General features: G+C 70.1%; 11 protein-coding genes. 2 read left to right on the top strand and 9 right to left on the bottom strand.

The genetic code is table 11. From position 1 onward, the window contains the following. Positions 1 to 462: 462 nt before the first annotated feature. The 3 genes from E5083_RS30870 to thyX all read right to left on the bottom strand — a co-directional run bounded on the left by E5083_RS30870 (position 463) and on the right by thyX (position 4,199). Complete coding sequence (locus E5083_RS30870) at positions 463 to 2,148, bottom strand: ribonuclease J (RefSeq protein ID WP_031183467.1); 1,686 nt, start codon at positions 2,146 to 2,148, stop codon at positions 463 to 465. Between the two features lie 156 nt (positions 2,149 to 2,304). Then, positions 2,305 to 3,204, bottom strand: coding sequence for a 4-hydroxy-tetrahydrodipicolinate synthase (gene dapA, locus E5083_RS30865; protein ID WP_135788982.1), 900 nt, complete (start codon positions 3,202 to 3,204; stop codon positions 2,305 to 2,307). Between the two features lie 227 nt (positions 3,205 to 3,431). Beyond that, positions 3,432 to 4,199, bottom strand: coding sequence for an FAD-dependent thymidylate synthase (gene thyX, locus E5083_RS30860; RefSeq protein ID WP_051720629.1), 768 nt, complete (start codon positions 4,197 to 4,199; stop codon positions 3,432 to 3,434). A 140-nt stretch (positions 4,200 to 4,339) separates the two neighbouring features. On the opposite strand from thyX, the gene E5083_RS30855 reads away from it, so the two are divergent. Beyond that, on the top strand, positions 4,340 to 4,576 hold the full coding sequence (locus tag E5083_RS30855) for a hypothetical protein (RefSeq protein ID WP_135788981.1): 237 nt from the start codon (positions 4,340 to 4,342) through the stop codon (positions 4,574 to 4,576). 91 nt (positions 4,577 to 4,667) lie between these two features. Continuing rightward, positions 4,668 to 5,222, top strand: a complete 555-nt coding sequence (locus tag E5083_RS30850; RefSeq protein WP_135788980.1) for a hypothetical protein — start codon at positions 4,668 to 4,670, stop codon at positions 5,220 to 5,222. 4 nt (positions 5,223 to 5,226) lie between these two features. Here the strand turns inward: E5083_RS30850 and E5083_RS30845 are convergent, their stop codons facing one another. From E5083_RS30845 to eccD, 6 genes are all read right to left on the bottom strand, one after another. Beyond that, on the bottom strand, positions 5,227 to 5,679 hold the full coding sequence (locus tag E5083_RS30845) for a tetratricopeptide repeat protein (protein WP_135788979.1): 453 nt from the start codon (positions 5,677 to 5,679) through the stop codon (positions 5,227 to 5,229). A 13-nt stretch (positions 5,680 to 5,692) separates the two neighbouring features. Then, positions 5,693 to 6,445: a 4-hydroxy-tetrahydrodipicolinate reductase gene (gene dapB / locus E5083_RS30840; RefSeq protein ID WP_135788978.1), complete on the bottom strand. Its 753-nt coding sequence runs from the start codon at positions 6,443 to 6,445 to the stop codon at positions 5,693 to 5,695. A 36-nt stretch (positions 6,446 to 6,481) separates the two neighbouring features. Continuing rightward, a complete protein-coding gene (locus E5083_RS30835; protein ID WP_135788977.1) occupies positions 6,482 to 7,861 on the bottom strand; it encodes a M16 family metallopeptidase in 1,380 nt (459 codons plus the stop codon). Beyond that, on the bottom strand, positions 7,858 to 10,077 hold the full coding sequence (locus E5083_RS30830; RefSeq protein WP_031183474.1) for a polyribonucleotide nucleotidyltransferase: 2,220 nt from the start codon (positions 10,075 to 10,077) through the stop codon (positions 7,858 to 7,860). The genes E5083_RS30835 and E5083_RS30830 overlap by 4 nt, the downstream gene beginning before the upstream one ends. A 323-nt stretch (positions 10,078 to 10,400) precedes the next feature. Continuing rightward, positions 10,401 to 10,688, bottom strand: a complete 288-nt coding sequence (gene rpsO / locus E5083_RS30825; protein ID WP_030816847.1) for a 30S ribosomal protein S15 — start codon at positions 10,686 to 10,688, stop codon at positions 10,401 to 10,403. Positions 10,689 to 10,864: 176 nt separating this feature from the next. Continuing rightward, positions 10,865 to 12,334: a type VII secretion integral membrane protein EccD gene (gene eccD, locus E5083_RS30820; RefSeq protein ID WP_167513682.1), complete on the bottom strand. Its 1,470-nt coding sequence runs from the start codon at positions 12,332 to 12,334 to the stop codon at positions 10,865 to 10,867. Between the last annotated feature and the right edge of the window lie 45 nt (positions 12,335 to 12,379).

Genomic DNA, 12,379 nt, shown 5'->3' with positions numbered 1-12,379 from the left:
TATCAGATCTTTTTCCGATCCGATTTCCTCGGTGCTTTCCAGGTTTTCGCTTTCGCGTTTCCCTTTCCGGCGGTTCCGACTCTATCAGATCCTTTCGGCGTCTGATTCCCAGTCAGAGGGGGTTGTCCTCCCGGCCCGCTGGGCCGTTCCGACGTCTCAAACCTTAGCGGATCATCCCCGGCAGTTCCTAATCGGGTCGCCGGCTCCCATTCGAATTGAATTCGGACGCGCCGAAAGCAATCCCAGGGGGATGGTCGTACTGGAGGTTGAGTGCCGCTGTTGCGGCGAGGTGCCGCCGCGGAACCGTTACGGCTCCGGGGCAGACCAAGAACTCTACGGATCGGCCATGGGGGTGTCAACCCGTCCTGTCAAGATTTTTTCGAGCGGGTGTTCCCCCGGCGGCACGACTGGGACCCCTCGACCGGTGTCGAGGGGCCCCAGTGCAGGTCAGCGCGTTGTGGATCAGACCTCGACGACGACCGGGAGGATCATCGGGCGCCGGCGGTAGGTGTCCGAGACCCACTTGCCGAGCGTCCGCCGGATGAGCTGCTGGAGCTGGTGGGGCTCCACCACGCCGTCCTGGGCGGACCGCTCCAGCGACTCCGTGATCTTCGGGAGGACCTCCGCGAAGGCACCGTCGTCGATGCCGGAGCCACGGGCCTGGATGTGCGGGCCACCGGTGATCTTGCCGGTGGACGCGTCCATCACCACGAAGACCGAGATGATGCCCTCGTCGCCGAGGATCTTGCGGTCCTTCAGCGCGGGCTCGCGCACATCGCCGACCGAGAGGCCGTCGACGTAGACGTAACCGGCCTGGACCTTGCCCGCGATCTTCGCCTTGCCCTCGACCAGGTCGACGACGACGCCGTCCTCGGCGATGACGATCCGGTCGTGCGGGACGCCGGTCGCGGCGCCCAGCTCGGCGTTGGCGCGCAGGTGGCGCCACTCGCCGTGGACCGGCATGAGGTTCTTCGGGCGGCAGATGTTGTAGAAGTACAGCAGCTCGCCCGCGGACGCGTGGCCCGAGACGTGCACCTTGGCGTTGCCCTTGTGCACGACGTTGGCGCCCCAGCGGGTCAGGCCGTTGATCACGCGGTAGACCGCGTTCTCGTTGCCCGGGATGAGGGACGAGGCCAGGATGACCGTGTCGCCCTCGACGATGCGGATCTGGTGGTCCCGGTTGGCCATGCGGGACAGGGCCGCCATCGGCTCGCCCTGGGAGCCCGTGCAGACCAGGACGACCTTGTCGGCCGGCAGGTCGTCGAGCTGCTTGACGTCGACGACCAGGCCCGGCGGGACCTTCAGGTAGCCGAGGTCGCGCGCGATGCCCATGTTGCGGACCATGGAGCGGCCGACGAAGGCGACCTTGCGGCCGTACTTCTGGGCGGTGTCCAGGATCTGCTGGATGCGGTGCACATGGCTGGCGAAGCTCGCCACGATGATGCGGCTGTGCGCGCCCTGGAAGACGTTGTCCAGCACGTTGGAGATGTCGCGCTCGGGCGGGACGAAGCCGGGTACCTCGGCGTTCGTGGAGTCCGAGAGGAGGAGGTCGATGCCCTCCTCGCTCAGGCGCGCGAAGGCGTGCAGGTCGGTGAGCCGGCCGTCCAGCGGGAGCTGGTCCATCTTGAAGTCGCCGGTGTGCACGACCATGCCGGCCGGGGTGCGGATGGCGACCGCGAGGGCGTCCGGGATGGAGTGGTTGACCGCGACGAACTCGAGGTCGAAGGGGCCGACCCGCTCACGGTCGCCCGCCTCCACCTCCAGGGTGTACGGGCGGATGCGGTGCTCCTGGAGCTTGGCCTCGATCAGCGCGAGGGTCAGCTTGGAGCCGATCAGCGGGATGTCGGGCTTCTCGCGCAGCAGGTAGGGGACCGCGCCGATGTGGTCCTCGTGGCCGTGCGTGAGGACGATGCCCTCGATGTCGTCGAGGCGGTCCCGGATGGACGAGAAGTCCGGCAGGATCAGGTCGATTCCGGGCTGCTCCTCCTCGGGGAAGAGCACGCCGCAGTCGACGATCAGCAGCCGGCCGTCGTACTCGAAGACCGTCATGTTCCGGCCGATCTCACCGAGACCGCCGAGGGGGGTGACGCGCAGGCCGCCCTTGGCGAGCGGCGGCGGCGGGGCCAGTTCAGGGTGCGGATGACTCAAAAGACTCTCCTGACCACACGCGCCACGTACCGGTGGGCACGTGGCGCGCGTGACGTTCAGTGCGTGCGGTTGTCATAAGGGGGGCGGGACGCCGGTGCGCCCGCTGTGCTGTTGTGTACTGCGGTTGTGTGGCTCGGATGGTGCTGAAGTCTGTTGTCAGAGCTGTACCCCGCCGGCCGCAAGATCGATCTTGAGCTGGGCGGTCTCCTCCGGGGAGCACTCGACCATGGGGGCGCGCAGCGGACCGGCGGGCAGGCCCAGCAGGGCGAGCGCGGCCTTGGTGGTCATGACGCCCTGGGTGCGGAAGACGCCGGTGTACACCGGGAGCAGCTTCTGGTGGATCTCGGCGGCCTTGACGACGTCGCCCGAGGTGTACGCGTCCACGAGGGCGCGCAGGTCGGGGGCGACGAGGTGGCCGACGACGGAGACGAAGCCGACGGCGCCGACGGAGAGCAGGGGGAGGTTCAGCATGTCGTCGCCGGAGTACCAGGCGAGGCCGGAGCGGGCGATGGCCCAGCTCGCGCGGCCGAGGTCGCCCTTGGCGTCCTTGTTGGCGACGATCCGGGGGTGCTCCGCGAGGCGGACCAGGGTCTCGGTGCTGATCGGGACGCCGCTGCGGCCGGGGATGTCGTAGAGCATCACCGGGAGGCCGGTGTTGTCGGCGACGGCCGTGAAGTGGCGGTACAGACCCTCCTGCGGGGGCTTGTTGTAGTACGGCGTGACGACCAGCAGGCCGTGTGCGCCGTCGCGTTCGGCCTGGCGGGCCAGTTCGAGGGTGTGGTGGGTGTCGTTGGTGCCGACTCCGGCCACGACGCGGGCGCGGTCGCCGACCGCTTCCACGACGGCTCGTACGAGGTCCGATTTCTCCGCGTCGCTGGTGGTGGGTGACTCGCCGGTGGTGCCATTGACGATCAGGCCGTCGTTGCCTGCGTCCACCAGGTGGGCGGCGAGCCGCTGCGCGCCGTCGAGGTCGAGTGCGCCGTCCGCCGTGAAGGGCGTGACCATGGCGGTGAGGACCCGCCCGAAGGGGGTCTGCGGAGTCGAGGTCGGAGCCATGGGTGACACGCTACTCGGTACTCGATCCATGGTCTGCCCGTGGGGTGTCGGGAAAGTCAGGACAAACGCCGGTCACACTCTGGCCAACAAGGAGCCCGGCACTGCCTGCTCGGGGGTTCAAGCAGTGCCGGGTCCGTTTGATCAGGCTAGATGAACTTCTCTAAATGCCGCAATACGGACACTTCGGGAGGCTGATCCGTACATCCGTTCCGCGCGGGGGAACAGGGTTACGGGGCGACGCGGCCGTTGGCGTTGAAGGCGGCGTAGGTGAGTGGCATCAGACGGGCCCACTCGGCCTCCATCTTCTCGCCCACCATCTCGATCTCCCGCTGCGGGAAGGACGGCACCTTGGCCAGCTCGTGCTGGGTGCGCAGGCCCAGGAAGTGCATCAGGGAGCGCGCGTTGCAGGTGGCGTACATCGAGGAGTACAGGCCGACCGGGAGGGCCGCGCGGGCGACCTCGCGGGCGACGCCCTCGGCGAGGAGCTTCTGGTAGGCGGCGTACGCCTGCTCGTAGGACTCCGTCAGGGTGTCGCGCACCGCGTCGTACTGGGCGGGGCTGCCCTCGACGAAGACGTACTTGCCCGGGCGGCCCTCCTGGACCAGCTTGCGGGAGGTGTCGGGGACGTAGAAGACCGGCTGCAGCTCCCGGTAGCGGCCCGATTCCTCGTTGTAGGACCAGCCGACGCGGTGCCGCATGAACTCGCGGAAGACGAAGATCGGGGCGCTGATGAGGAAGGTCATCGAGTTGTGCTCGAAGGGGCTGCCGTGCCGGTCCCGCACCAGGTAGTTGATGAGGCCCTTGGAGCGCTCGGGGTCCTTCTGGAGCTCGTCCAGGGACTGCTCGCCCAGGGTGGAGACACGGGCGGCGAAGAGGACGTCGCTGTCGGAGGCGCTGGATTTCACCAGCTCGACGGTGACGTCGCTACGGAGCGTGAGCGGCTCGGGGGTGGTCACAAAGGTCCTTCCATCACTTCTGCGGTTTGCAGCCACCATACGGGGCACGCGCACCGGTCAGAGCAACACCTCACCTCAAAAATCGCATCCAGCGGTTTTCCGGACATGGGCACCTTTTGGGTCACTCCGTCGTCTGAAGAGGTGAGGTCGGTAGACCCCCGGAAGGAGACCCACCCCAGATGTTCCGTCGTCGTGAGCCCGTACCCTTCGCCTTCGTCGCCGAGGCCGACAGGTTCCGCGGCAATGTCACTCCCCCGCCCCCCGAGCGCGCGTCCCGCGCGGAGCGGGCCGGGCGGTCGCTGCTCGTGCTGACGCTGGTCGCCGGGATAGTGGGCGCGCTCATAGTGGGCATGCCCGCGCTGTCCACTCCGCCCGCGCCGCCGGCCGGTCAGTCGCAGGCGGCGCCGGGTCACTGACCCTTGTGGCCTCCCACGGCTGGTGAGCCCCGCCACAGGCGGATAGCCTCACCGGGCACAAGCCCGTGCGAGGACCTTGCGAGGAACAGCCGTGCCCCTGCCCTTCCTTACGGCCGACCGCACTTTCGAGGCGGCCGACGACAGCTCGCTGCCCTATGACGACCGGGACCGCTGGCGGCGCCCGTACCGTCCCGGCCCGTGGCGGGTGGGCGGGGCGGCGCTGGGGCTGCTGTTCTCCTCGTTCGTGCTGTTCGGGGCCGTGCTCACCGCCCTGACCGGCACCACGACCTCAGCCGGGGTCACCTTCGTGCTCGCCGGGGCGATCGTCGTCGGCGCGCTGCGGGTGCTGCGCATGGGCGTCTGGGTCAGCCCGCGCGGCCTGCGCCAGGTCTACTTCCTCGTGACGCGCACGGTGCCCTGGGAGCGAGTGGTCTCACTGCGGACGGCACAGCAGCCGGTGCGCTGGCTGGGCCTGCCCCGCACGGTGCAAGGGCAGGCGCTGACGCTGGTCCGCAACGACCGCGCGCCCGACGACACTCCCCCGCTGCTGACCACGCACTCGCTGGACTTCCTGAACCGCCCCGCCGGCTTCGACCGGGCCTCGGACACGATCGAGGCATGGGCCGCGGAGTACCGGCGGGGCTGAGGGGTCAGGCCGGGAGGTGGCGGCCGTCGTGCAGGGCGATGGCGCGCTGCATCGTCCTGCGGGCGCGCGGGGTGTCGCGGGCGTCGTGGTAGGCGACGGCGAGCCGGAACCAGCTCCGCCAGTCGTCCGGGGCGGCCTCGGTCTCGGCCTTGCGCCGGGCGAACACCTCGTCGGCCGAGTCGCGGTCGATCCGGCCGTCCGGGGTGCGGCGCAGCTCGTCGACGGGCAGGCCGCCCTCGGCCTCCAGTTCGGCGGCGAGCTGGTTGGCCCGGCGGACGAACTGGGTGTTCTTCCAGAGGAACCAGACGCCGATGACCGGCAGGATCAGCACGGCCACGCCGAAGGTGACGGTGAGGAGCGTGCCGGACTGGATGAGCATCACGCCCCGGCTGCCGACCAGGACGAAGTAGAAGACCAGGACGGCGGCCGTGACGAGGTAAGTGATCTTCGCGCGCATGAGGTGGGGGTACTCAGCCCAGGTCCAGGAAGTGTTCGAGGCCGAAGGTGAGGCCCGGAGCGGACCCCACCCGGCGCACACCGAGCAGGATGCCCGGCATGAAGCTGCTGTGGTGCAGCGAGTCGTGGCGGAGGGTGAGGGTCTCACCCTCGCCGCCCAGCAGGACCTCCTGGTGGGCCAGGAGGCCGCGCAGCCGGACCGCGTGCACGGGCACCCCGTCCACGTCCGCGCCCCGGGCCCCGTCCAGCGCGGTGACCGTGGCGTCCGGGGCCTCGGCGGTGCCGGCCTTGCGGCGGGCCTCGGCGATGAGCTGGGCGGTGCGAGTGGCGGTGCCGGAGGGAGCGTCCACCTTGTTGGGGTGGTGCAGCTCGACGACCTCCACCGACTCGAAGTAAGGCGCGGCGATCTGCGCGAACTTCATGGTGAGGACGGCGCCGATGGAGAAGTTCGGGGCGATGAGCACGCCCGTCTCCGGGGACTGGTCGAGCCACCCCCTTAGCTGCGCGAGGCGTTCGTCGGTCCAGCCGGTGGTGCCGACGACCGCGTGGATGCCGTGGCGCACACAGAAGTCGAGGTTGCCCATGACCGAGGCCGGGGTGGTGAGGTCGACGGCGACCTGGGCGCCGGCGTCCACCAGCGTCTCCAGCTTGTCGCCCCGGCCGAGGGACGCGACCAGCTCCATGTCCTCGGCGGCCTCGACGGCCCGTACCGCCTCGGACCCGATACGGCCGCCTCCGCCGAGGACCGCCACGCGCAGCTTGCTCATCTCTTCGTTTCCTTACCGCAGTTGAGGGACCGGTGGTCAGGCGACCGCGTCGTCGAGCCGGGCGGCCTGCTTGTCCTTCAGCGGGCCTATGACCGACAGCGACGGGCGCTGTCCCAGGATGTCGCGGGCGACGGAACGGACCTCGTCCGGGGTCACCGCGGCGATCCGGGCCAGCATGTCGTCCACCGACATGTGGTCGCCCCAGCACAGCTCGCTCTTGCCGATACGGTTCATCAGCGCGCCGGTGTCCTCCAGGCCGAGGACGGTGCCGCCCTTCATCTGGCCGATGGCCCGGTTGACCTCGTCGTCGCTGAGGCCGTTCGCGGCGACCTGGTCCAGCTCGTCCCGGCAGATCTTCAGCACGTCGTGCACCTGGCTCGGGCGGCAGCCCGCGTACACCCCGAACAGGCCGCAGTCGGCGAAGGCCGAGGTGTAGGAGTACACGCTGTAGGCCAGGCCGCGCTTCTCCCGGACCTCCTGGAAGAGCCGGGAGGACATACCGCCACCGAGGGCGGTGTTGAGCACGCCCATGGCCCAGCGGCGGTCGTCGGTGCGGGCGAGGCCGGGCATGCCGAGGATGACATGGGCCTGCTCGGTCTTGCGGCCGACCAGTTCGACGCGGCCCGCGGTGCGGATGGTGCGGCTGCCCTCGCGCGGGGCGATGGGCTGGGCACCGTTGTCCCGCAGGGCGCCCGACTTCTCGAAGGCGGCGCGGACCTGGCGGACGACCGTGGCGTGGTCGATGTTGCCGGCGGCCGCGACCACGAGGTGGGTCGGGTCGTAGTGCTTCTTGTAGAAGCGGCGGATGCGGTCGGCGGTGAGGGCGTTGACGGTGTCGACCGTGCCGAGGACCGGGCGGCCGAGCGCGTTGTCGCCGAACATGGTGTGCGCGAACAGGTCGTGCACGCAGTCACCGGCGTCGTCCTCGGTCATGGCGATCTCTTCGAGGATGGCGCCGCGTTCGACGTCGACGTCCTCCTCGCGGATCAGCGAGCCGGTCAGCATGTCGCACACCACGTCGATGGCGAGCGGCAGGTCGGTGTCGAGCACGCGTGCGTAGTAGCACGTGTACTCCTTGGCCGTGAACGCGTTCATCTCGCCGCCGACGGCGTCGACCGCGGCGGAGATGTCGAGGGCGGAGCGCTTGTCGGTGCCCTTGAAGAGCAGGTGCTCCAGGTAGTGCGTGGCGCCGTTCAGCGCGGGGGTCTCGTCGCGGGAGCCGACGTGCGCCCAGATGCCGAAGGTGGCCGAGCGCACGGAGGGCAGCGTCTCGGTGACGATGCGCAGGCCGCCGGGGAGGGTGGTCCGGCGGACGGTGCCGATGCCGTCCCGGCCCTTGATGAGGGTTTGGGTACGGGCGACGGCCCGCGCCTCCGAGGAGGTGCGGGCCGTCGCCTTGAAGCTACGGGACGTCACTGGTCGGCGTCGTCCTTCTTGTCGTCCGAGCCGTCCTCGCCCTCGATCACGGGGATGAGGGAGAGCTTGCCGCGGGAGTCGATCTCGGCGATCTCGACCTGGACCTTCTGGCCCACACCGAGGACGTCCTCGACGTTCTCCACGCGCTTGCCGCCGGCGAGCTTGCGGATCTGCGAGATGTGCAGCAGACCGTCCTTGCCGGGGAGCAGGGAGACGAACGCGCCGAAGGTGGTGGTCTTCACGACCGTACCCAGGTAGCGCTCGCCGACCTCGGGCATCGTCGGGTTGGCGATGCCGTTGATCGTGGCGCGGGCGGCCTCGGCGGAGGGGCCGTCGGCGGCACCGATGTAGATGGTGCCGTCGTCCTCGATCGTGATCTCGGCGCCGGTGTCCTCCTGGATCTGGTTGATCATCTTGCCCTTCGGGCCGATGACCTCACCGATCTTGTCGACCGGGATCTTGACGGTGATGATCCGCGGGGCGTGCGGGGACATCTCGTCGGGCCGGTCGATGGCCTCCATCATCACGTCGAGGATGTGGAGACGGGCGTCACGGGCCTGCTTGAGGGCCGCGGCCAGGACGGACGCCGGGATGCCGTCCAGCTTGGTGTCGAGCTGGAGGGCGGTCACGAAGTCCTTGGTACCGGCGACCTTGAAGTCCATGTCGCCGAAGGCGTCCTCCGCACCGAGGATGTCGGTGAGGGTGACGTAGTGCGTCTCGCCGTCGGCCTGCTCGGAGATCAGGCCCATGGCGATACCGGCGACGGGGGCCTTGAGGGGCACACCGGCGTTCAGCATCGACATGGTGGAGGCGCAGACCGAGCCCATGGACGTCGAACCGTTGGAGCCGAGGGCCTCGGACACCTGGCGGATCGCGTAGGGGAACTCCTCGCGCGTCGGCAGCACCGGCACGAGGGCGCGCTCGGCGAGGGCGCCGTGGCCGATCTCGCGGCGCTTCGGGGAGCCGACGCGGCCGGTCTCGCCGACGGAGTACGGCGGGAAGTTGTAGTTGTGCATGTAGCGCTTGCGCGTCACCGGGGAGAGGGTGTCGAGCTGCTGCTCCATGCGGAGCATGTTCAGGGTGGTGATGCCCAGGATCTGGGTCTCGCCACGCTCGAACAGCGCCGAGCCGTGCACGCGCGGGATGGCCTCGACCTCGGCGGCGAGCGTACGGATGTCCGTGACGCCGCGGCCGTCGATGCGCTTCTTCTCCTTGATCACACGCTCGCGGACCAACTGCTTGGTCAGCGCGCGGTAAGCGGCGGAGATCTCCTTCTCGCGGCCCTCGAACTCCGGCAGGAGCTTCTCGGCGGCCAGACCCTTGACGCGGTCCAGCTCGGCCTCGCGCTCCTGCTTGCCGGCGATGGTGAGCGCCTGGGCCAGCTCGGGCTGCACGGCCTTCTTCAGGGCCTGGTACACGTCGTCCTGGTAGTCCAGGAAGATCGGGAACTCGCCCTCGGGCTTGGCGGCCTTGGAGGCGAGGTCGGCCTGCGCGCGGCACAGGACCTTGATGAAGGGCTTGGCGGCCTCGAGGCCGGCGGCCACGACCTCCTCGGTGGGCGCCTCGGCGCCGCCCTCGACCAGCTTGATCGTCTGGTCGGTGGCCTCGGCCTCGACCATCATGATCGCGACATCGCCGTCCTCCAGGACGCGGCCGGCGACCACCATGTCGAAGACGGCGTCCTCGAGCTCGGTGTGCGTCGGGAACGCGACCCACTGGCCGCGGATCAGCGCGACGCGGACGCCGCCGATCGGGCCGGAGAAGGGCAGGCCGGCGAGCTGCGTCGACGCGGACGCGGCGTTGATCGCCACGACGTCGTACAGGTGGTCCGGGTTGAGCGCCATGATCGTGGCGACGACCTGGATCTCGTTGCGCAGGCCCTTCTTGAAGGACGGGCGCAGCGGGCGGTCGATCAGGCGGCAGGTGAGGATCGCGTCCTCGGAGGGGCGGCCCTCGCGGCGGAAGAAGCTGCCGGGGATCTTGCCGGCGGCGTACATGCGCTCTTCGACGTCCACCGTGAGGGGGAAGAAGTCGAGCTGGTCCTTGGGGGCCTTGGAGGCGGTGGTGGCCGACATCACCATGGTGTCGTCGTCCAGGTACGCCACGGCGGAGCCGGCGGCCTGCTTGGCCAGGCGGCCCGTCTCGAAGCGGATGGTGCGGGTGCCGAAGGAACCGTTGTCGATGACGGCCTCGGCGTAGTGGGTCTCGTTCTCCACTAGCGTTCTCTCCTCGTCTTCGTCCCGCTCGCCCGTGTGGCGTGGGGACGGTGGTGGGAGAAGCGCTCCGTCTGGTGCGGGCCGGTCTTCGATCGAAGCACCCAGGGGCTCTCTTCCCCCCTGGGGGCCACTACCGAGGACCGGCGGCGGCGCGGTGCGCGTCTCCTCGTTCTGTGTCGTACGTGATGCGTTGTGCCAACACCCTACAAAGGGGGAGTGACAGTCCGCACGTTTCCGCACCTGCGGCGGGTACGGGCGGTGGGCCCGTACAGCACAAAAGGAGCGGTTCCCGACAGGCTCGGGAACCGCTCCCTCATGGCGACTTACTTGGCGCCGGCCGCACCGCGGCGGATGCCGAGGCGGTCGACCAGGGCGCGGAAGCGCTGGATGTCCTTCTTGGCCAGGTACTGCAGCAGGCGGCGGCGCTGGCCGACCAGGATCAGCAGACCACGGCGGGAGTGGTGGTCGTGCTTGTGGGCCTTGAGGTGCTCGGTCAGGTCGGAGATCCGGCGCGACAGCATGGCGACCTGGACCTCGGGGGAGCCGGTGTCGCCCTCCTTCTGGCCGAACTCGGCGATGATCTGCTTCTTCGTAGCGGCGTCGAGAGACACTCGTACTCCTCATGGTGGTTGCCACCGAGTGCCCCCGGTCTGAATCTCGGGGGAGCTTCCGTTACTCGGGAGGCGGGGACTCGCTGAGCGCGGCCTCCAGAGCGGTGCTCCGGGGGTGCGTACACGAACGGCCGTCACTCAGGGTACCAGGGCCGTCCGGGGCCTCTTCACGGCGCCTAACCCACCATCGCGCGTACGTCCGCGAGGACGCCGAGGGTGGCGAGGCACAGGGGGGCCAGGGCGAGCAGGACGGCGCCCTCGGCGAGGTCGAGGAAGCGGCCCCAGAAGGGGGACAGGCCCTTGCTGGGGACGATCAGGCCGATCGCGGTGATCAGTACCGCGCCCGCGGCGACGGCCGCCGTCAGCCAGGCGGTGCGCAGGTCGAGGGCGCCCCGGTCCTGGTGGAGCACGAAGTCGGTGAGGGCCGCGTGGGGCGGGTTCAGGGCGAGGCCGAGCAGCAGCAGCGCGACGGCGGCGAGGCCGGCGACCAGGACGCAGGAGACCTGGGCGGTGTAGCGGAACAGCCGCGCGCGGATCAGCATGGCGAGGCCGGTGGTGAGCGCGAGGAGCTGGCCCCAGACGTTGTCGCAGAACCCGAGGACGGCGGCGGAGGCGACGACCAGGGCCGCGGTGCCGCCGACCAGGCCGAGCAGCATCTCGTGGCCGCGCCGGGCCTGGGCGGCCACGAGGTCGGCGTCCAGCGGTTCGGCGTCGGCGCCCTGCGCGGCGTCCGGGTCGAAGGCGTCGTCGGTGGCGGAGTGCGGCGAGGCGTAGCCGATGGGCAGCCGGGCGAAGCGGGCTGAGAGGCCCGGCAGGAAGGCGACCAGGCCGATGGCGACGGGGGCGCACACGGCGGCGGTCGCGGTGGCGGAGGCGTCGGCGAGCAGCGCCACGAAGGTCGCGACGGTGCCGACGGTCGCCAGGAAGGAGGCGGCGACGAAGGGGGCGTCCCCGCCGGGCGTGAGCGCCACCAGGACGACCGAGGCGATGAGGACGGCCACGCAGCCGAGCATGAACTGGAGCTTGCCCGGACCCTGGGCCGCCGGTGCGCCGATGATCCCGGAGCCGGCGATCATCAGCAGCGGCAGCGCGCCGAGTCCCACGGCGACGGCCGCGCCCCGGTCGCCGTACACCCGCGCGCGGACTCCGGCGAAGGCGGTGAGGAGCACGCCGAGGCCGCCGGCGATGACGCCGGGCAGGCCGTGCATGTCGTGGCGGACCGGGTCGGCGTACCAGAGGACGAAGCCGGTCAGCAGGATCAGCAGGGCGCCGCCCGCGAGTCCGGCGACGCGCAGCAGGTCCTCGCTCCACAGGTGCCGGTCGCGGACGACGGCGGAGGCGACGGCGTCGGAGACGTCGTCGTAGACGGCGGGCGGCAGGGACTCGGCGAAGGGGCGCAGGCTGAGCACCTCGCCGTCCAGGACGCCCTCGTCGGCGAGGGTGCGGGCGCTGTCGAGCACGCGGCCGTCGCGGCGGACCAGGTGGTAGCCGGCCGGGGTGCCGACCTCCTGGGTCTGGCCGGTCAGCCGCAGTATCTCCGGGTAGATGTCGGCCACGGCGATGTCCACCGGAAGCGCCACGTCGATGCGGCTGTCGGGTGCCACGACCGTGACCCTGCTGAATCCCGTCGCCGCTGTCGTAGTCACCTTCACAGACCCCCTGTTCGCGGATGCGCACGCTGCGGGCGTCAC

Source organism: Streptomyces bauhiniae (genome assembly GCF_004784475.1).
GTDB lineage: Bacteria > Actinomycetota > Actinomycetes > Streptomycetales > Streptomycetaceae > Streptomyces > Streptomyces seoulensis.
This window is presented reverse-complemented; position numbering and strand designations above follow the sequence as displayed.